Here is a 20450-nt window from a genome sequence, read left to right as displayed (position 1 = left end):
CAACGCCGTTCTCGCCGCCGCCGGCTACAACTTCCGCCGCCTCATCAAGTGGCTCAGAATTTTATTGTGCCTCATCCTGATCGCGATCTTTCCCAAGCCAAATCTATCGCCCGCCTGAAAACGTATTGTTCACAGACGACTAAACATCCAGCCCAAGGACACGCGCGGCATTGCCGCCCGCGATCTGCGCCAGCGTCGTCTCGTCCATGCCCTGGACGCCCGCGACATGGCCGACCGGATTATATTCGCCCATGTCGAACGGATAGTCGGTGCCCATCAGGATACGGTCGGGTCCGAACACGTCGATCAGATAGGCGAGCTGGTGATAGCTGAAGACCACCGTGTCGAGATAAACCTGCCGCAGGTAGGTCGTCGGCGGCAACGGCAGGTCGCCATGTGAATCCTTTCGCGCGCCCCAGCCATGATCGATGCGGCCGGAATAGGCCGGCAGGAAGCCGCCGCCGTGAACAGCCATCAGCTTCAGGTCGGGGAAACGCGCCAGCGTGCCGGAGAAGATCAGGTTGTGCAGCGCCAGCGACGTGTCGAGCGGATTACCGAACACGTTGTTGAAATAGAAGTGCGTCAGCCGTTCCCCGTGGGTGAATCCGTTCGGATGCATCATGATGAAGGCGCCGCGCTTTTCGGCGTGTGCAAAGAACGGACGGAATTTCCGATCGGATAATTCCTGGCCATCGACATTGGTCAGGATCTCGACGCCCTTCAGTTTCAGCTCGTTCATGATGTAGTCGAGCTCGCGCACCGCAAGCTCCGGCTCCTGCAAGGTGACGACGCCGAGGCCGACGAACCGGTCGGGTTTGCGCGCGCAATATTCCGCCACGCCGTCGTTGGCCATGCGATGCGCCTTTTCGGCGATCTTGGGATCGATCGAGTAGTAGCACTGCGACGGGGCCGGCGCGACGACCTGGACATCGATGCCCATCTTGTCGAGATCGTGCAGGCGGCGATCGATGGTCGTCATGACCTCGGCGATGTCCTTTTCCTGCTGCGCGTTGATTTCCCGGGTGATGTCGTCGGCAAAATGCGCAAGCGGCACGCGCTTCAGGTCGACATGCGGCTGCGCCAGCTTGGCGGCTTGCGGCACCACGATGTGGGCGTGAATATCGACCGTGATGGAAGACGGGCGCCGCGCGAGGCCGTCGGCGTCGTTGTTGCGTGCGGCGGTGAAGCCATAGCGGTTTTTGGTATCGATCATGGAAAGGTCTCTGTTGTTCGGTTGGGCGATGGATTTGTGATGTCTGGATCAGGATTTTGGCTTGCGCCGGGTCCAGTGAACGGAAACCGTCGTCGCATCGGCTTCACCCAGGCCGTCCTTTTCCGCTTCCTCAAAGCAGGCCAGCGCGCTTTTCGCAACCGGCAGTTCGGCATGGATGGAAGCGGCAAACTGCACGGCGGTAGCAAGGTCTTTCTTGGCAGCCGTAATTCCGAAGGCAGTCTCGCCGAGCGGCGCGCCGCCCAGTACCTTGGCGATGTTCGGACCGCGCGCCTTCATGGCGCCGGTCGCGCCGTTGGTGTCGGAGAGAATATCGATCAGCCGCTCGGGGGCAAGGTTAAGCGGCTTGCAGATGGTCAGGGACTCACCCAGCGCCTGCCAGTAGACGAGCAGCGGCAGGTTGACCGCGAGCTTCAGCGTCGAGCCAGCGCCGATCGGCCCGACATGTTCGATCCTGCGGCAGAGTTGCTCCAGCAGGGGCATTGCGCGCGCGACGTCTGCGTCAGACCCGCCGACCAGGCCGAACAGCTTGCCTTCCTTCGCAGGCACCTTGCTGCCGCCGACCGGGCATTCGACAAAGGCTGCGCCCGCTTTGGTCGCCGCGTTGCCGGTGGATTGCATGGTCTGCGGCTGGATCGTGCTCATGTCGATCACGAGCTTGCCATTGAGTTTTGCCGAGAGAAGGCCATTCGCGCCGCGATAGACCGCCTCGGTCGCGGCGTCATTCAACAGCATCACGATAGTGACGTCGCAGCTATCGGCGAGCGCAGCCGGAGAGGCATGGGCTTTTGCACCGGCGTCGACCAGCGGCTTTGTCTTTGCGGCGTCGCGATTCCACACCGCCACGTCATGCCCGACCGCGATCAGCCGCTGCGCGATCGATCCGCCCATTCTTCCCGTTCCACAAACGCCGACTTTCATTTTTGTTGTCCTTCTTGGTTAGTGCGCGCGATAGACGCCGAGATGCTGGGCGATCAGCTCCTCGTTATTCAAGACTTCACGCGCCTCGCCGGAAAAAACGCAGTGTCCAGTATTGAGAATGACGGCGTGGTCGGCGACATCGAGCGCCAGTTGCCGGTTCTGTTCGACCAGCACGATGGACTGGCCCTCATCCTTGAGCCGCTTGATGGTGCGGCCGACCTCGGCCACGATCAAGGGCGCCAGCCCCTCCGACGGCTCGTCGAGCAGCAGCACGCGCGGGTTGCCCATCAGCGCGCGGCCGATGGCGAGCATCTGCTGCTCGCCGCCGGAAAGCGTGCCGGCAAATTGCGCGTGGCGCTCCTCAAGCCGCGGGAACAGGCCGAAGATGCGCTCGACATTCCATGGCTTTGACGTCGTGCTTTCGCGTTGCCGGGCCACGACAAGGTTTTCGCGCACGGTCAGCGACGGAAAGATCCGGCGGCCCTGCGGAACGAGGCCGATGCCGAGGCGCGAAATCCGCTCCGGGCTCAGGCCGCCGATGGGCTCGCCGAACAGGCGGACATCGCCTTCCTTCGGCGTCAGAAAGCCGACGATGGTGGAAATGCAGGTGGTCTTGCCGGCGCCGTTGCGTCCAAGCAACGCGAGCACCCGGCCTTCCCTCAAGGAGAAGCCGACGCCGTGCAGAATATGGCTGTCGCCATAGAACGTGTGCACGTTGGAAAGGGTGAGAGCTTCAGGCGCCAAGGTACACCTCGCGCGTTCGCTCATCCGCAATCACCTGATCTCGCTCGCCATCGACGATGACGCGGCCGTAGTTGAGCAGGGTGACCGTTTCGGCCAGATCCAGCGCGGTGTCCATGTCATGCTCGATCATGACCACGGTCGTGTCTTTCGAGATCGAAGCAACCAGTGCCTTCACGGTGGCGCGCTCGCCGTCGGAGAGGCCGGCAAGCGGCTCGTCGAGCAGCAGCACGCGCGGCTTTTGCGCCAGCGCCATCGCGAGTTCAAGGCGGCGCTTTTCGCCATAGGCCAGCTCGGACACGGAATGACCCGCCAGATGCAATAGCCCGACGCTGTCCAGCGTGCGGTGCGCTTCCGTCACCAGATGCCGATAGGAGGACAACGGTCGCCACATCTGCCAGCGCGAAGGCAGCAGCCCGAGCAGGCCAAGCGTGACGTTGTGCTCGAGCGTGTCGCCGCCAAACAGCGTGATGATCTGGTAGGTGCGCGACAGGCCGCGATGTGCGCGCTGATAGGGCGAAAGGCGAGTGACATCCTCGCCGAACATCCTGATCCGTCCCGAATTCGGCCGCAGGTCGCCGCTGATCTGGTTGAATAGCGTGGTCTTGCCGGCTCCGTTCGGCCCGATGATCAGCCGCCGTTCGCCGGGCCGGATCGACAGCGATACGCCTTGCGTGACTTTCAAGCCGCCGAACGCCTTGTTCAGATCCGTCACTTCAAGCGCAAGGGAGGAGGAGGGCACGTTCATGACGATCGCCTCCGGAGTCGCGCCGCAAGCTTCTGCAAGCCGGGCACGATTCCTTCCGGCATCACCAGCACGATGAACAGGAACACAAGGCCGAGCAGCATGTTCCAGCGCTCGACATAGGCAGAGACGTAATTCTTCAGAAGTAACACCAGCGCTGCCCCAACGGCGGGACCTGCGAGCGTGCCGGAGCCGCCGGCAATCACGCCGAGCAGGGCTTCGGCCGAGCTCGTGGTCGAGAGCGAGGTCGGGTGAATGTACTTGTTGTAATAGACGTAGAGCAGCCCGGAGATGGCGCCCCAGAAGCCGGCATAGACGAAGGTGATCCAGCGAACCATCCAGGGATTGAAGCCGAGCGCCGCCATCCGGCGCGGCTGGTCGCGAACGCCCTTGAGCGAGGAGCCGAAGGACGACGACACGAAGACCGTCATCATTACAAAGGCGATGACCGCGGTAATCAGGGCGAACCAGTAAAAGGCAGCCGGACTCTCCAGCGAGATGCCGAACGGCTCGGGACGGGTTATGCCCGTGATGCCGTTGTCACCATTGGTGATGTTCGACATGCGATAGGCGAGGCCCCACAACACCTGCGACAGCGCGAGCGTGATCATGAGAAAGCCGAGGCCGGTCGCCCGCAGCGCGATCAAGCCGAAGAAGGCCGCCATTGCGACCGTGCCGAGAATGGAAATGAGCGCCGCCGCTCCGTGGTGCAAGCCGTAACGGGTGGTCATGAGCGCGGAGACATAGGCGGCGACGCCGAGATAGGAGGCATGGCCGAGCGAAGTCATGCCGCCGAAACCGACCAAAAGATTGAGGCTGAGCGCGAAGATCGCCGCGATATAGATCTGGCTCGCCAGATTGACATAGAAATCGCCCGCGAAAAACGGCAAGAGCAGCGCCACGGCGGCGAAGAGAGCGATGGCGATCCACTTCATGTGCCAAGACGCCCGAACAGGCCCTGCGGGCGAAACGCAATGACGAAGATCATCGGCAGAAACAGAATGATGTAGGCGAGTTCGGGAAACAGCACCGTTCCGAACGTATAGATGAAGCCGATGATGAAGCTGCCGACGAAGGCCCCGAACAGGCTGCCGATGCCGCCGAGAATGACGACGATCAGCGCGAGCGGCAGCATGTCGGCGTCAAGTCCCGGATAGGCGGAAAGAATGGGACCGCCGAGCACGCCCGCCGCCCCGGCAATGCCTGCGCCGAGGCAGAACACAATCGTAAAGAGGCGCGAAACGGGGATGCCGACCGCGCGCGCCATCTGGCTATCGTCGACGCCGGCGCGGATCATGGCGCCCAGCCGCGTGCGATCGATCAGGACGTAGAGGCCGATCGCAGCCGCAACGGCAATGCCGACCAGCACGAGGCGATAGGTCGGAAAGACGAAGCCGAACAGCCGCGTCGGCGCCTGCAGATAGTGCGGCGTCGGCACCGGGATGGAATCGCCGCCCCACAGCACCAGGCACGCATCCGAAATGATGAAGGCCATGCCAAGCGTCACCAGCACCTGGCCTAGTGGGTTGCTCTTCAGCCGCGTCAGCACCAGCCGTTCGAACAGGCCGCCGAGCGCGGCAACGATGATCCCCGCGCCGATTGCGGTGACCCAGAGATCGAGCCCGCTATAGTCGCGCATCGCGATCGCACCGAAATAGGTGCCGAGCATGAAGAACGCGCCATGCGTCAGGTTCGCAAGCCGCATCAGGCCGAAGATCAGCGAGAAGCCCGACGACAGCAGAAACAGCAGGCCACCGAGCGACAGGCTGTTGAGACCCTGGATGATCCAAAACTGCATCTAGTGCCCACTTTCCGAAGTTCGTGTTAAATCTCAGCACGCACCTTTCACGAACTTCGGAAAGTTATGGGCACTAGCAAGCCTATGATTCTAGTGCCGCTTTGCTATTTGACGTTCCTGGATCGAATTTGCCGCTTGTGGTGCAGGAACGTCAAATAGGCGGCGCTAGTGGTCCTTGAAGCCATGTCTCGTCTGAGGCCAACGCGAGGCGTCGCCACCTCGCGGGTCGTTCGGGAAGTCAGAGCTCCAGATTCTTGGCCGGCGGGTAGTCGCGCGAGTAGACCGGGTTCTTCAGAAACTCCTTCTTGTCGTAGGTCCAGAACTGGCTGACATCCGGATAGGTCTTGATCACGGAATTGACCAGCCGGCCGTCGCTGCGCGTCACCTTGCGGATATAGACATTGCCGATCACGTTGCCGAATTCGTCGAATTTGACGAGCCCGCGTATCGTGTCGACGTTGTTGCCGCGGATCGCGGCCATCAGCGCCTTCTTGTCTTCCGCATTGGCCTTGATCGTCTTCAGCGCGCCTTCCAGCACCTGGCCCGAAAGGTACGTACTCGCGGCATAGTAGCCGGGGTCGTATTTGAACTGCTTGCGGAAGGCGGGCGCAAACGCCTTGTTGAGCGGGTTGTCGAGCGTGGCGGAGTACCAGCTCGTGGTGATGATGCCGAGCGCCTCGTCGCCCATGTTGCGCAGCACGGATTCGTCGAGCGCGGTCATGCCGCCGATCACGGCGATCTTGTCCTTCAATCCGTATTCGATGAACTGGCGCAGGAAGCGGAAGCCGTTCGAGCCCGCGGTGCCGAGGAAGAGCGCATCCGCATCGGTCTTTACCTGCGCGACATAGCTGCCGTAGTCCGGCGTCGCGAGCGGCGTGAAAATCTTCTGGATGATCTTGCCGCCGCCGTCCTCGAAAGCGCGCTGGAAGCCGGCGCACATTTCGTGGCCGTAGGCGAAATCGTCGGCGATGGTGACGATCTTCTTGTACTTCAATTCCTTGAGCGAATAGTCGGCGAGCGGATAGGTGCATTGTGCCGAGGTCGAGGTCAGCCGCACGTACCAGGGTGAGGGGTGCCGCTGCGTCATGTCTTCGGCGGCCGAGACGCCCAGCGTCGGGATCTCTTTCTCGGTCAGATAGTCGATGATCGCCAGCGCCTCGAAGGCCGCGAGCGGGCCGATGATGCAGTGGACGTTGTTCTTCTCCACCAGCTCCTGCGTCTTGGTGCGCGCGGTCGCCGGGACGCCGGCCGTGTCGGCCACGATCAGTTCGACCTTGCGCCCCGCAAGCGTGTTATCGCGATCCTTCAGGAACATGGTCAGCGCCAGTTCCATGTCGATGCCGCCGGAGGCGAGCGGTCCGGTCTTGGCCGCCAGAAGGCCGACGCGAATCGGCCCGCTACCTTGTGCAAATGAAAGGCCCGGGCTTGCCAGGCTCGCCGCACTCGCGCCGGCGAGAGTCGATACAAATTGTCGTCGTGATATCGTCATGGTTCCTCCCACGGCAATGCGCCGAGCGTCCGTACTTTTTTCGTTAGGTGATTTATCCGACGGAAGCTCTAAATGATCAAGTGATAACCACGCGTCCGGCAAGGATCCGCCACGCACTAAAGTCGAAAAAGCGCGCTTTCGCAGCGTTTTGACGCGGTGCGGTAAGGCGATTGCCTGCGACGATTGGCCTTGGGGCTAGCACGGTGGTCCAGAAGTCCGCATCATTGCTGGCGCTTGGCTCCCCACCTAGCCGCGAACTTCGGAATCGGGACGCTAGCCGCCCTTGGGGCCGCTTTTGGGTGCGGCGACAATGGTCTTCTTCAGGACTTCGAACACGGAAGCCGTGTCCTGGTCGCCCAGCCCCATGGACATCGCCTGGCTGTAGACCGGCTGCGTCAGCGTAAACAACGGGGTTTCGCAGCCGACATCGTCGGCGAATTCGGCGATGATCGCCATGTCCTTTTTCCAGGTCGAGACTTTCATGGTGGCGGGCTCATACTTGCCTTCGACCATCATCGGCGCCCGCATCTGAAACATGCGCGAGCCGCCGGCGCCCGGGCCGACCATTTCGACGACAAGCTTTGGGTCGAGTCCGGCGCGCTCGGCCAGGATCATCGCCTCCGCTGTCGCCACGTTATGGATTGCAACCAGGTGGTTGGCGACGAACTTCATCCGGCTGCCATTGCCGAAAATGCCGAGATCGGCGCTTTGCTTGGAGAAATCGGCAAAGAGTTGCGTGCAACGGGCGATCGCGGCGCTGTCGCCGCTGGCATAAACGATAAGATCGCGCATCTTGGCCTGCGCGCCGGTGCCCGAGAGCGGGCAGTCGAGCGGAATATGACCCGCCGCCTTCAGGATCGCTTCGAAACGAAGCTTGTCGGCGAGCGTCAGCGTCGAGAGCTCGGCCACGATACGCTGCGGTTGACCGGAAGCGGCAATCGCCTTGGCGACGCTTTCGACGGCTGCGGGCGTCGGCAGGCTCGTCATGATGATCGGCGCGCTGCGGGCAACGAGCACCACGCTTTCGACGACGGCGACACCGGCTTCGGCAAGCTCTGCGCATTTGGCGGGATCGGCGTCGATGCCGACCACGTGCCATCCGCGCTCGACGAGGTTGCGCGCGATTGCGCCGCCCATGATGCCGAGCCCGATAATCCCGACCGTCTTGTCCATGAAAGTCTTCCCGCCGAAAGAGTTGGCGCCGCATTGGCGCTAGTGGAGTGGATTTGACATTCGCTACCCGCCCGGCCGCGAGTTCGTCAAGCGAATGTCAAATCCAAAACTCCACTAGCAAACTTATTGATCTAGTGTGGCTTTGGTTCGAAAGTCCGCATGACGAACCTGCAGCATCAATGATGCGGACTTTTGAACCGCCACACTAGCCAGCGTCCTCAATAGCGATTGATCCGCCGTCAGACAATCGCCAAGGTCTACGTCAAAGCCGCGCCTGCGGTGCGGCCTTGAAGGAAGTCGGGGATCAGCAAGCGTACGTTAACAACGCGACACAATCCGGCCGTCGGATCGGCTTGTCGCTCGCCGAATTCGATTGACGGGCCGCGCAGGCCGCGCCTTAATTAGTGATCGGGCGATAAACAACTGCCAGCGGCCGTCCGGTCCAGCGGTATTCGCCGTTGCTTTGATGGAAGCATAGAAGAAGCGCAGAAGTAGAATCGAGCGTATATAAGAACGCGCGGGCGCGATCAGGAGGGCCGCGACATGACGGCTACCGGTCTGAAAACCAATGCGGCGTCTCCCTCAGGGATGGAGGCCGACGGCCGCGTTTATGCGGCGATGGTGGCGCGCGCCGCAGCATTGGCGCCGCGGCTGCGCGAGGATGCCCTGCGTTCCGAACAGCTTCGCTGCCTTGCCGAGGAGGCCGAGCGCGAACTGCACGAAAGCGGCCTGTTCCGGATCGTGCAGCCCAAGCGCATCGGCGGATCCGAACTCGATTACGTCGCGCTGATCGATTGCGCGGACGCGCTCGGGCAGGGCGATGCCTCCGTGGCCTGGACCTTCGCCAACCTGGCCAGTCACCACTGGATGCTGGCGATGTTCGATAGCCGCGCTCAGGATCTGGTCTGGGGCAAGAACCCGGACGCACTGATTGCCTCGTCCTTTATATTTCCCGCCGGCCGCGCCCGAAAGGTCGATGGCGGCTACGTGCTGCGCGGCAGCTGGCCGTTCTCTTCGGGCGTGAATTGCAGCGAATGGAACATGCTGGCGAGCGTGGTATCGTCCGAGGACGAAGCCGACGGCATCGAATATCGCATCTTCCTCTTGCCCAAGAGCGACTATCGCATCAAGGACACCTGGGATGCGACGGGTCTGCGCGGCACGGGATCGAACGATGTCGAGGTCAGCGACGCCTTTGTGCCCGAGGCGATGACGGTTGGCGTCCACGAAGTAGCGGGCGGGCCGACGCCCGGCAGTGCCGTCAACCCGAACGCGCTCTATACGCTGCCGGTGTTCTCGCTGTTTCCCTATGTGCTCTCGGGCGTCGCGCTGGGCAACGCGCAGGCCTGTCTCGACGATTATGTCGCTCTCGCGCGGTCCCGCGCCTCCACCTACAACCGCGCCAAGCTCGGTGATCTCCAGACCACCCAGATCAAGATCGCGGAGGCCGCCTCCAAGATCGACGCGGCGCGGCTGATCATGCGCCAGGCCTGTATCGCGGCGCTTGACGACGCGCGGCGCGGGCGCATTCCGGACATGGGCGCCAAGACCAGGATGCGGCGCGACGGCGCCTATTCGGTCAACCTCTGCACGGAAGCGGTATCGCTGCTGTTCGCGGCGAGCGGCGCGCGCGGCCTTTATACGTCCGGTGCATTGCAGCGCCAGTTCCGCGACGCGCATGCGATCAACGCCCACATTGCCTTCAATTTCGATGCGGCTGGCACCAATTACGGGCGAGTCATTCTTGGACTGCCCTCCGATAACCTGACGCTGTGAGACGGAATGAACGATAAGCCAACGCATGTGCCGGAGCCGGAGACCGCCAACGAACTGGCGAGCGGAAGCTCCCCGCTTGATGCGCGGGATTTCCGCAGCGCGCTCGGCACCTTCGCCACCGGCGTCACCATCATCACGGCGGTGGCCGGCGACGGCCAACCTTACGGGCTGACCTGCAATTCCTTTGCATCCGTCTCGCTCAATCCCCCGCTCGTGCTCTGGAGCCTGGGGATGTTTTCGCAGGGCTTGCCGATTTTCCAGAACGCCACCCATTTCACGGTGAACGTGCTGGGCGCCTCGCAACAGGCGCTGGCTTCGACCTTTGCGAAGTCCACCGTCGACCGCTTTGCCGGCGTCGACTGGAAACCAGGGCTTGGTAACGCGCCGTTGCTCGCCGGTTGCGTTGCGTATTTTCAATGCCGCGCCGCCAACCGTTACTACGGTGGCGATCACGTGATTTTTCTCGGCGCCGTCGAAGCCTATAGCTATAACAAACAAGAACCGCTGTTGTTCGCCAGCGGCGGTTTCGGGCGTTTCGTCAGCGCCAGCGCACCTCGGGCCGCCGGCTCATGAGCAAGAAGACCCCAGTCAAGCGCGCGCGAACCAAGCAGCGGCGGCTGTCGCCGGAGGAGCGGCGCCAGGAATTCGTAGCCAAGGCGACTGAGTTCTTTGCCGAGGAAGGATTTGGCGGTGGCACGCGCGCGTTGGCGCGCCGGCTCGGCGTGACGCAGCCGTTGCTCTATCGTTATTTCCCGAGCAAGGACGACCTGATCAAGGAAGTCTATCGCACGGTCTATCTCGAACCGTTTGGAGATGGTTGGGAAAAGCTGCTCGGCGATCGCACCCGGCCGCTCCGCGAGCGCCTGAAGGAATTCTACGCCGCCTATACCGGCGTGATCTTCAGCCGCAAATGGCTGCGCATCTATTTCTATTCCGGCCTCAAGGGACTCGAGCTCAACCGGTCCTATGTCGGCATCGTCCGCGACAAGATCCTGACGCGCATCATCCGGGAGTGCCGCAACGAGGCGGGATTATCGGCGCAAAACAAGCCGAGCGCGGCCGAACTCGAGATGGCCTGGGTATTTCACAGCGGCATTTTCTACTATGGCGTGCGGAAGTTCGTCTATGAGGCTCCGGTGCTGGAAAGCAAGGAGCAGATGATCAGCGACGCGGTCGACGCGCTTATTGCCGGCTTTGCAAGCGTGTTCGGCGAGAAGGAAGAGGCGCGCAAGGTTGCCGTGAAGGCGGTGGTTTAGGGGCCGGTAAAGAGGAAGAAGACCCTCATGGTGAGGAGGCGCTTGCGCCGTCTCGAACCATGAGGCCACATCTTTCGAGACGCGGCCAAATGGCCGCTCCTCGGGATGAGGCACTCTGCTTTCGCTACTTCATTCGCGCATTGACGCGCGGCATCACCTTTTCCGCCATCAGGATCATCGACTGGCGGCCGAGCTCGCGGTCCTTCCAGTCCTTCCCGGCATAAAGCAGCGTGCCGAAGGTGCCGACCTCATCCTGGAACTTGAGCAGTTGATCGGCGACGCTCTCCGGCGTGCCGTGGATGATGAGCTTGTCGCAGATCGATTCCAGCGTCACTTCGTCATCGGGCTGATCGCGCCGCGTCTTGAACAGTTCGATGCGGCCGTTCTTCTTCAGCTTGGTGAAGAGGGAGCGATAATAATAGACGTAAGGCCCGTCCGGATCGGTCGCGTAGGCCTTGGCGGTCGCGGCGTCCTTGGCGACGAACACGCTTTTGGCGACGCGCCAGTTGGCGGGGTCTGCCGGCCGGCCGCCGCGCTCGCACCCCTCGACATATTTCGGCCAGTGGCTTTTCACCCAGGCCGGCATCAGGAAGTTCGCCGAGATCGGGTCCCAGCCCCTAGCGGCAGCTTCGGTGACACCCTTTGAGAACGGCGCAACCGCCGTGACGACGATCGGCGGATGAGGCCGCTGCAAGGGTTTTGCGATGAAGCCTTGGCCGATATCGGCGATCAGCGTCTGCTCGATCGAGATGTTCCAGTACTTGCCCTTGATGTTGTAGGGCGGTTCGCCCGCCCAGATCTCGAGCACCTGATTGATCGCTTCGAGAAACATCTCGTTGCGGTTGGCGTCGAGATTGCCGAACAGTTCCGCGTCCGACAGAAGTCCTCCCGGGCTGATGCCGAAGATCAACCGCCCGTCCAGCATGTGATCGAGCATCGCAAGGGTCGCGGCGGTCGCCGCGGGATGGGTGTTCGGCATGTTGATGGTGCCGGTGCCGAGCTTCATCTGCTTGGTCGCGGCCGCGATCCAGGCCAGGAACGCAACGCAGGACGTGATGTTTTCGGCGCGGTCGGTGGCATGCTCGCCGACATAGGCTTCGGTGAAACCGAGCTCGTCGGCCAGAATAAACGCCTCGCGGTCTTCTCTGAGGGAAACCCGCCAATCCTTCTCGAGAGGATGGATCGGCATGGTGAAGAAGCCCAATTTCATGCGCTTGCTACTCCTGGGAGCCGTTGTTTGCCGCGCCGGCACGTTAGGTTTTCCTCCATTATGACGATCCGGAGGGCGAGTCATCAGAAATAATCGTTCGATAAACAAACTTGACGTTTGACGGGTAGGCCCGTCTAATCCCTTAAAAAATCGAAAGGGAGGATTCCGCCTGATGAAAGCCCCGGCTTTCGCCTACGCCCGAGCGACCAGCGTCGGAAATGCGATTGCGCTTCTCGCCGAGCACGGCGAGCGGGCGAAGCTGCTTTCGGGCGGCCAAAGCCTGATGCCTGCGATGAACCTGCGATTGCTCGCGCCGGAGCTGATCGTGGATATCGGCGCCCTCGATGAGCTGCGCGGCATCCAGAGGCAGGACGGCTTTCTTTCGATTGGCGCGCTGACGCGCCACGTCGATCTGCAACATTCTCCTGACATCGCGACCCATGCGTCACTTTTGAAAGAGGCGATTGCGCAGGTCGCCCATCCGGCGATCCGCAACCGCGGAACGATCGGCGGCAGCCTCGCGCACGCGGATCCCGCTTCCGAATTGCCGGCCTGCGCGATCGCGCTTGACGCAACCATTGTGATTCGCGGTCCCAAAGGTGAGCGCCGCGTTCTGGCCGAGGATTTCTTCCTCGGAATTTACGAGACGGCGCTTTCCGCGGACGAACTGCTGACAGCCGTCGAAGTGCCGATTCCGGCGGCTAATTCCGTCCACTTCTTCTCGGAATTCGCGCGGCGCCATGGCGATTATGCGATTGTCGGTCTCGCGGCGCAGGCTGTGCTCGACAACGGGCGCTTCACTGATCTTCGTCCCGTTTTTTTCGGCGTCGGCGACAAGGCCGAGCACGTCAAGGTAGCGCCTCTGCTCAACACTGAGGTAACGCCGGCGGCATTGTCCAAAGCCTTGCAGGCGATGCAGGACGAACTCGATCTGCCCGAAGATCAGCAGGCGAGTGGCGCGATGCGGCGGCATCTGGCCAAGGTGTTGCTGACGCGGTGTGTCGCGCAACTGCTCGGCCGGGAAGATTTGCAGGCAGGAGGGACGGCATGACGGCCCCGCATCCTGTTTCGCTGCAAGTCAACGGCGAGCGCATCGAAGCCTATGTGCTGCCGCGGACCAATCTCGCGGATTTTCTGCGCGATCATCTCAAACTGACCGGTACGCATGTTGGGTGCGAGCATGGCGTCTGCGGCGCCTGCACCATCCGGGTGAACGGCGAAATCGTTCGTTCCTGCCTGATGCTGGCTGTGCAAGTGGACGGCGCTTCGGTCGAAACCATCGAAGGATTGTCGGATTCCGGCGAGATATCGGATCTTCAGGAAGCCTTTCGTGCGCGCAACGCGTTGCAATGCGGCTACTGTACGCCGGCGATGCTGATATCGGCGCAGGACCTGCTAAAGCGCGAGGCCGAGCCGGACCGCGAGCGAATCCGCGAACATCTCTCCGGCAACTACTGCCGCTGCACCGGCTATCAGGCGATTGTCGATGCGGTGGAGGCCACCGCCAAGGCGCGCAAGGACCGTGACAAGGGCCGCGAGCCATGAACAAGCCTGAGAACAAAACATTATCGGAGCTCGACCGGCCAAATTCCTATATTGGCAAGACGGTGCCGCGGCCGAATCTCGACCGGCTGTTGCAAGGTCGCGGCGTCTACGTCAGCGACTTGGAGCTGCCGCGGATGGCGCATGTGGTCTACGTGCGCTCGCCACACGCCCATGCGAAAATTATTTCGGTCGATACACAGGCCGCCAAAAAGAAGCCCGGTGTCGTCGCCGTGGTCACGGGTGAAGCACTCGCTGATGTCATTACCCCGTGGGTCGGCGTGCTCTCGCATATGAAGGGCCTCAAATCCGCGCCGCAGCGCGCCATCGCCATCGACCGGGCGTGCTGGCAGGGTGAGGCGGTCGCGGCCGTCGTGGCCTCAAGCCGTGCGGCCGCCGAGGACGCCGCCGAACTCGTCGCGGTACAATATGAAGAGCTGGAGCCGGTCACGGACATGCGTACGGCGCTGGAATCTGCAACACCGGTCATCCACACGTCGCTGGGCGATAACCTCGCGTTCGAGCGCACGTTCGAGGTTGGCTCGGCCGACGCGGGTTTTGCCGATGCGGACGAGATTGCCAAGACCGAATTCATATTCGGCCGCCATACCGGCGTGACGCTCGAGCCGCGCGCGGTGGTCGCCGATTGGAATGCGGCCGAAGCGCGGCTCACGATCTACCAGGGCACGCAGGCGCCGCACATGGTGCAGAACATCGCGGCGCTGCACCTGGGTCTCCGGGAAGCGCAGGTTCGCGTGGTATGCAAGGATGTCGGCGGTTCGTTCGGCATCAAGGTGCACATCTATGCCGACGAGATGGCAACTTATGCGCTGTCGAAACTGTTGAAACGGCCCGTGAAGTATGTCGCCGACCGGGTCGAGAGTTTCAATACCGACATCCACGCCCGCGACCACCGCTGCAAGGGGCGCGTCGGCGTCAAGCGCGACGGCACCATCACTGCGTTCGAGATCGACGATCTCACCGGCATCGGTCCGTACTCGATGTATCCGCGCACCAGCGCGATCGAAGCCAATCAGGTGGTCAACCTGGTCGGCGGTCCTTACGTCACGCCAAACTACCGCGCCCGCGCCCGCGTCGTGTTCCAGAATAAAAACGTCATGTGCCAGTACCGCGCGGTCGGCCATCCCATCGCGTGTTCGGTGACGGAAGGTCTGGTCGACCTCGCGGCGGCGAAGATCGGCATGGACCCGGTCGAGATTCGCAGGCGCAACCTGATCGCCGACGACGCCTATCCCTGCACGTCGCCGGCGGGCCTGCGTTTCGAGTTGCTGTCGCATCATGCCTCGCTCGACAAGCTGCTCAAGATGATGAACTACGATGGGTTGCGGGCCGAGCAAGCAAACTTACGCAAGAAAAACATCCATCGCGGGATCGGCATTGCGAGCTTCATCGAGGTAACCAACCCCAGCGCCGCATTTTACGGCGTGGGGGGCGCGAAGATTTCCTCTCAGGATGGCGTGGCGGTGCGGCTCGACGCGCAAGGTGCGGTGGTCTGCCAGACCAGCATCACCGAGCAGGGACAGGGCTCGGAGTCCCTGACGGCGCAGATCGTCGGCAGTGTGCTTGGCGTTTCGATGGAGAAGGTGCGCGTCATCCTTGGCGATACCGACCAGACACCCTATGGCGGCGGCACCTGGGCTTCGCGCGGCGCCGGCATCGGCGGCGAGGCAGCGCTTCAGGCCGCCAAGATCCTGCGCAAGAACATCCTCGACGTCGCAGCCGCCATCCTGCAATCGACGCCGGCCGAACTCGATATCGCCAACAACGCGGTGGTGAATGCCGGCGACGGCACGCCCCGCATCGAATTGCACGAACTCGCGCGCATCGTCTATTTCCGTCCCGATACGCTGCCGCCCGGGATTCAGCCGGAACTGATGGCGACGCGCCATTTTGTGCCGCGTCAGTACCCTTTCGCGTTCACCAACGGAGTGCAGGCTTCGTGGCTCGAGGTCGATATCGACACCGGCTTTGTCAAACTCCTGAAGCACTGGGTGGTGGAAGATTGCGGCGTCGTCATCAATCCGCAGCTCGTCGACGAACAAATCCGCGGCGGTGTGGTGCAGGGGCTCGGCGCGGCGCTGTTCGAAAAATGCATCTATGACGAGCGCGGTCAACTCACCAACGCCAACATGGCGGACTATCTGGTGCCGATGTCGGGCGAGATGCCCGACATCGACATCGGCCATGTGGTATCGCCAACGTCCGAGAGCGAACTCGGTGCCAAGGGCGCGGGCGAAGCGGGGACGGCCGGTGCGGCCGCGGCCGTTGCCAATGCCGTGAACGATTCGCTCAAGCCGTTCGGCGCTGTCATTACCGAGATTCCGCTGACGCCGCAGGTCATCCTGACCGCGTTGAAACGAATCTGAGCTGTTTGTGGCCTCATGGTTCGAGACGGCGCGAGCGCGCCTCCTCACCATGAGGATTAGTCATCCTCATCCTGAGGAGCGGCTCTTGCCGCGTCTCGAAGGGATGAGGCCACCACTGGCGAGTTCTGGCTGCTTGAGCCTTACAGCTTGTCGACGGGCTTGAACGTGCCGTCGGGCTGGATCACCGTAAGGAAGACCCGCCCGGGCGCATCTCGCATCTTCTGTCCGACGGTGAGATGGTCGCCGCTGATGTCGAACTGTCCGACCTCGTTGATGACCCGCAGGATTCCCGCGCGCGTCGGGTTGGGACCGGCCATATCGAGGGCGGCTGCGGCGAGCCGGCCGCAGATGTAGCCCTCCAGCGAGACGAAATCCGGCGGCAGGTCCGGATCGATCGCTTTTTCCGCAATCTGATAGTCGGCGACGACTTTCACGGAGGCATCCCAAGGGAACGGGACGACCTGCGAGACGATCACGCCGGCGCCGTCGGCGCCAAGCTTCTCGGCCAGCGCATCGGCGCCGACGAAGGAGATATTGGCAAAGACCGGGTTGAAGCCGCTTTGCCGCGCGAGCTTGATGAATTCGGCGCAAGGCGCGTAGGTGCCGACCATCACCACCGCTTCCGGCTCGGCGCGCTTGAGGACGCGCATGGCCATGCCGACCGCGGTTGTGTTGCGCTCATAGGTGGCTTCGGCCGCAAGCTCCATCCCGCGCTTGGCCAGCGCCTGCTTGACGCCGGCGAGACCATCGCGGCCGTATGAATCGTCCTGGTAGAAGATTGCGATGCGTTTGATGTGCCGATCTTCGGTTAGGTGCTTCACCCAGGCTTCGGCCTCGGCGCTGTAGCTGGCGCGAATGTTGACGACGTTATCGAGATCTTTTTCCCGCAAGAAGCCCGCGCCGGTGAAGGGACCGATGAAGGGGACGTTTTCGTCCTTTGCGATCGGCTCGGTCACCACCGATGTCGGCGTGCCGACGGCGCCGATCAGGGCGAAGACCTTGTCCTCGTGAAGCAGCTTGACCGTCTGCTGGACTGAGCGATCGGGGTCGTAGCCGTCATCGCGGCTGACCAGTTGGAGCGAGCGGCCGTGGACGCCGCCCTTGGCGTTGACCTCGGCAAAGGCTGCCAGAATGCCCTGGCGCATCTTCTGCCCCAGCGCCGAGGAAGGGCCGGACAGCGCGGCCGCCTGGCCAAACACGATCCGGTCCGGCATGACGCCGACCTCGCCGGCCTGAGCTGGCCCCGCCAGCAACAGAAGCATCGGGCCGCACAAAATCCTGGGTTGCATGGAATGCATGATGATTACTTTTAAATGATCGAGTCGAATGCTACCGCCTTGCGGTGAAGAGGTCGCTAATTTCGGCGCGGCGCGGCGGTTCCAGGTCTCTGTCTTTTCACGGCTTTTGCGCAGCTACGGCGGTTCCTCTGTTCCGCCGGAACCCTAGCGGCCCGACCGACAAGGCCGACCCCAGACATCGTTAACTACGGTATCCCAAACCCGGTGCTATCCCCACTGATAGTACAGGCTTTTTAACCAACCTTCGCGTCATAAGAGAGTTGTTGGTGGCGACACCCGTTCTGGCAGGGCGAAGATGAGCGGTCGGGATCCCGGCGAGAATCGCAGGGAAAACATGGTCGGTCGGAGGAAAGCGTTCGCGCAGCGATCCGGACCGAACCGGCCTGCCTGGGTTGCGGCAGGCATCGGCCTGTTGCTCACGACCGTTGCAGCCTTTGCCATCGCCCGCTGGGAGCGCCGCGCCAACTGGACCGAATTCGAGGGCGTCGCCGCGACCCAGCTCATCGAGATGCAGAACGGCGTCAACGAATATGTCGGCCGCCTGGTCACGCTGCGCACGCTGTTCGAATCCGCCAATGAGGAAGTAACGCGCAGCGAATTCGAGGTTTTCGGCAGCCGGCTGTTCGAACATCACCCGGGCGTGCTTCGCGTCAGTTGGCTGCCGAAAGTATATCGCAAGGAGCGCGCCGAATTCGAAGCGTCCGCCGTCAGTGATGGCATTCCGGCCTATCATTTCAAATCACTGTCGGGCGGGGCCGTCTCCGTCGCGCCGGACAATGATTTCTACTACCCGATCCTGTTCTCCACCGAGCCGAAGACGTCTTCGGTCTACGGCATGGACTACGCCACCGATCCGATCCGCTGGGCCACGCTCGAACGCGCGCGCGACACCGATGCGGTCGCCGTCGTGCCCACCCGGCTGTTCAAGCACGACAATGGCGGCGACCACGGCGTTCTCGCGGTTGTGCCGGTCTACGTGAAGGGAACTTCGCGCGCCACCGTGGCCGACCGCCGACGCAACCTGACCGGCTTCGTGATCGGCATGTTCGATCTTGGCTCGCTGCTGACATCGGTCCGGACCGCGAGGGCGGAATCCGCAGCCGTCATCCTCACTGCATTTCCGCCGTCGCCTGGCGGCATGGAGCAGGCCCAGCCCGACTATTCGTCCATCTCCTCGGCGCCGCAAGTGATACAGGCGCTCATGAAGGAACCGCACTGGTCCGGCACGCTTCGCATTGGAGATGCGAACTGGCAGGTCAAAGGCATGCCTGCCGGCGGGCATCTGACGGCGCGCCACGACCGTGCTGTCATCGTGCTCGCCGCGGGCTGGGCCGTCACCATTTTCCTCTGCGTCTACCTCGGCATGGCCAGCCGCAACTCGCGCGAGCTGGCGCTGGCAAACCGCCGCGTGCTCGAACTCGCGCAGACCGATATTCTGACCGCCTTGCCGAACCGGGCATTTTTTCTCGAGCAGCTGAAGCAGGCCGGCGCGGATCAGAAACAGCATCTGCACGGCGTGTTCTCGGTCCTGATGCTCGACCTCGATCGTTTCAAGAATGTCAACGACTCGCTTGGCCACGCCGCGGGCGACGCGTTGCTGCGCCAGGTAGCCGTTCGGCTGCGATCGGCATTGCGAAGCGACGACGTGCTGGCGCGGCTTGGCGGCGATGAATTCGCGATCATCCAGGCGGCTCATCACGATCAGCGCGTCAATTCGATCGATCTGGCGAGCCGGATTTCGAAATTGATCGCCGAACCGTTCGATCTTCCCGGGCATCAGGTCGAGATCGGCACCAGCATCGGCATCGCGCTCGCGCCCGAGCATGGCGAGGATCGCGAACAGCTCTTGAAAAAGGCGGACCTGGCGCTGTACCGATCCAAATCCGCCGGCCGCAACTGCTTCACCGTCTACGACGAGGCGATGTCCGCCGAACTCGAAGCGCGCAACACGCTTGAGGGCGATCTGCGGGATGCGATCGCGCGCTGCCATTTCGAGATTCATTACCAGGCGTACTTTGACGTCGAGAGCGGACGCAGGCGCGGCGCCGAGGCGTTGATCCGCTGGCGTCATCCCGAGCGGGGCCTGATCCCGCCGGATCAGTTCATTCCGCTCGCCGAAGAAACCGGGCTTATCGTGGCGCTCGGCGAATGGATCATTCGTCAGGCCTGCGACGACGCGACGCTCTGGCCTGCGGACACCAGGGTTTCGGTCAATCTGTCGCCGGTGCAGTTCAAACAGGCGGAGTTGTTCGACGTGATCGTCTCCGCGCTGAAGAAGTCGGGATTGCCACCGGAACGGCTGGAAATCGAGATCACCGAATCCGTGCTGCTGGAGCGCGCGGCCGAAAACCTCGCTTTCATGGAGCGGCTGAGCGCGACCGGCGTCTCGCTCGCGCTCGACGATTTCGGCACCGGCTATTCCTCGCTGAGCTGCCTGACCACCTTCCCGTTCAACAAGATCAAGATCGACAAGTCCTTCATGGGCAACCTGTCGGCGCATTACAAGAGTTCGGCTATCATCTCCTCGGTCGTCACGCTGGCGCGCGGCCTCGACATGTCGGTGACGGCGGAAGGCGTGGAGACTGTCGAGCAGCTCGAAGGGCTGAAGACGCTCGGCGTCAATTTTGCGCAAGGCTATCTGCTGGGCCGCCCGGTGACAGCGGCCGAGCTCGACAAGCAGCCGGTGATTTTCCGCCCGCGCCGCGACGCCGCCTGAAGTCGACCCGATTCACGCCCCTCGACCGCCCATTGGCATGCCAGAACGGTAGTAATGGGATGGTTCGTCGCGCATCCTTCCGTAGGCCAGAATCACCTGTAGCTAGTCGCGGATAGAAGGATTGTGCTTTTTTCGTGGATGCTATTGCCGCATGGGGAAATATAATC

At 62.4% G+C, this 20450-nt stretch carries 16 protein-coding genes and 1 pseudogene; 7 read left to right on the top strand and 10 right to left on the bottom strand.

Annotation, left to right across the window (positions count from 1 at the left end):
- Positions 1–139: 139 nt before the first annotated feature.
- The 8 genes and pseudogenes from M6D32_RS17165 to M6D32_RS26955 form a co-directional block, all read right to left on the bottom strand.
- Complete coding sequence (locus M6D32_RS17165; protein WP_298258295.1) at positions 140–1213, bottom strand: amidohydrolase family protein; 1074 nt, start codon at positions 1211–1213, stop codon at positions 140–142.
- Between the two features lie 48 nt (positions 1214–1261).
- Positions 1262–2152, bottom strand: a complete 891-nt coding sequence (locus tag M6D32_RS17160) for an NAD(P)-dependent oxidoreductase (RefSeq protein WP_298258293.1) — start codon at positions 2150–2152, stop codon at positions 1262–1264.
- A gap of 18 nt (positions 2153–2170) precedes the next feature.
- Positions 2171–2896: an ABC transporter ATP-binding protein gene (locus M6D32_RS17155; RefSeq protein ID WP_366145841.1), complete on the bottom strand. Its 726-nt coding sequence runs from the start codon at positions 2894–2896 to the stop codon at positions 2171–2173.
- Positions 2886–3641 (bottom strand): ABC transporter ATP-binding protein, encoded by a 756-nt coding sequence (locus M6D32_RS17150; protein ID WP_298258289.1) that lies wholly within the window; start codon positions 3639–3641, stop codon positions 2886–2888. Before M6D32_RS17150 ends, M6D32_RS17155 begins: the two co-directional genes overlap by 11 nt.
- Positions 3638–4573: a branched-chain amino acid ABC transporter permease gene (locus tag M6D32_RS17145; RefSeq protein WP_298258287.1), complete on the bottom strand. Its 936-nt coding sequence runs from the start codon at positions 4571–4573 to the stop codon at positions 3638–3640. The genes M6D32_RS17150 and M6D32_RS17145 overlap by 4 nt, the downstream gene beginning before the upstream one ends.
- The gene (locus M6D32_RS17140) at positions 4570–5436 is read right to left on the bottom strand and encodes a branched-chain amino acid ABC transporter permease (RefSeq protein ID WP_298258285.1); all 867 of its coding nucleotides are present in this window, start codon (positions 5434–5436) and stop codon (positions 4570–4572) included. The genes M6D32_RS17145 and M6D32_RS17140 overlap by 4 nt, the downstream gene beginning before the upstream one ends.
- 238 nt (positions 5437–5674) lie before the next feature.
- Complete coding sequence (locus M6D32_RS17135) at positions 5675–6925, bottom strand: ABC transporter substrate-binding protein (protein ID WP_298258283.1); 1251 nt, start codon at positions 6923–6925, stop codon at positions 5675–5677.
- Between the two features lie 273 nt (positions 6926–7198).
- Positions 7199–8107: pseudogene (locus M6D32_RS26955) on the bottom strand (NAD(P)-dependent oxidoreductase); the annotation flags it as partial.
- A gap of 579 nt (positions 8108–8686) precedes the next feature.
- Here M6D32_RS26955 and M6D32_RS17120 point away from each other — a divergent pair.
- Genes M6D32_RS17120 through M6D32_RS17110 form a run of 3 tightly spaced genes read left to right on the top strand, consistent with a single transcriptional unit; the run spans position 8687 to position 11130 of the window.
- Entirely contained in the window at positions 8687–9874 is a 1188-nt protein-coding gene (locus tag M6D32_RS17120; protein ID WP_298258309.1) for an acyl-CoA dehydrogenase family protein, read from the top strand.
- A gap of 6 nt (positions 9875–9880) precedes the next feature.
- Positions 9881–10447 (top strand): flavin reductase family protein, encoded by a 567-nt coding sequence (locus M6D32_RS17115; protein WP_298258281.1) that lies wholly within the window; start codon positions 9881–9883, stop codon positions 10445–10447.
- Positions 10444–11130, top strand: coding sequence for a TetR/AcrR family transcriptional regulator (locus tag M6D32_RS17110; RefSeq protein ID WP_298258279.1), 687 nt, complete (start codon positions 10444–10446; stop codon positions 11128–11130). Before M6D32_RS17115 ends, M6D32_RS17110 begins: the two co-directional genes overlap by 4 nt.
- Before the next feature lie 124 nt (positions 11131–11254).
- On the opposite strand, the gene M6D32_RS17105 is transcribed toward M6D32_RS17110, so the two are convergent.
- Positions 11255–12340, bottom strand: a complete 1086-nt coding sequence (locus M6D32_RS17105) for an LLM class flavin-dependent oxidoreductase (protein WP_298258277.1) — start codon at positions 12338–12340, stop codon at positions 11255–11257.
- A 172-nt stretch (positions 12341–12512) separates the two neighbouring features.
- Here M6D32_RS17105 and M6D32_RS17100 point away from each other — a divergent pair, with 172 nt between their 5' ends.
- The 3 genes from M6D32_RS17100 to M6D32_RS17090 are packed head-to-tail and all read left to right on the top strand — an operon-like array spanning position 12513 to position 16269.
- On the top strand, positions 12513–13391 hold the full coding sequence (locus tag M6D32_RS17100; RefSeq protein WP_298258275.1) for a xanthine dehydrogenase family protein subunit M: 879 nt from the start codon (positions 12513–12515) through the stop codon (positions 13389–13391).
- Positions 13388–13885: a (2Fe-2S)-binding protein gene (locus tag M6D32_RS17095; RefSeq protein ID WP_298258273.1), complete on the top strand. Its 498-nt coding sequence runs from the start codon at positions 13388–13390 to the stop codon at positions 13883–13885. The genes M6D32_RS17100 and M6D32_RS17095 overlap by 4 nt, the downstream gene beginning before the upstream one ends.
- Positions 13882–16269 (top strand): xanthine dehydrogenase family protein molybdopterin-binding subunit, encoded by a 2388-nt coding sequence (locus M6D32_RS17090; RefSeq protein ID WP_298258271.1) that lies wholly within the window; start codon positions 13882–13884, stop codon positions 16267–16269. The genes M6D32_RS17095 and M6D32_RS17090 overlap by 4 nt, the downstream gene beginning before the upstream one ends.
- A gap of 140 nt (positions 16270–16409) precedes the next feature.
- Here the strand turns inward: M6D32_RS17090 and M6D32_RS17085 are convergent, their stop codons facing one another.
- Positions 16410–17567, bottom strand: a complete 1158-nt coding sequence (locus M6D32_RS17085) for an ABC transporter substrate-binding protein (RefSeq protein ID WP_298258269.1) — start codon at positions 17565–17567, stop codon at positions 16410–16412.
- 334 nt (positions 17568–17901) lie between these two features.
- On the opposite strand from M6D32_RS17085, the gene M6D32_RS17080 reads away from it, so the two are divergent.
- Positions 17902–20283 carry an EAL domain-containing protein gene (locus M6D32_RS17080; protein ID WP_298258307.1) on the top strand — a complete coding sequence of 794 codons (2382 nt, stop codon included), beginning with the start codon at positions 17902–17904 and terminating at the stop codon, positions 20281–20283.
- Positions 20284–20450 lie beyond the last annotated feature (167 nt).

The organism is Bradyrhizobium sp., from assembly GCF_027307225.1.
Lineage (GTDB): Bacteria > Pseudomonadota > Alphaproteobacteria > Rhizobiales > Xanthobacteraceae > Bradyrhizobium.
This window is presented reverse-complemented; position numbering and strand designations above follow the sequence as displayed.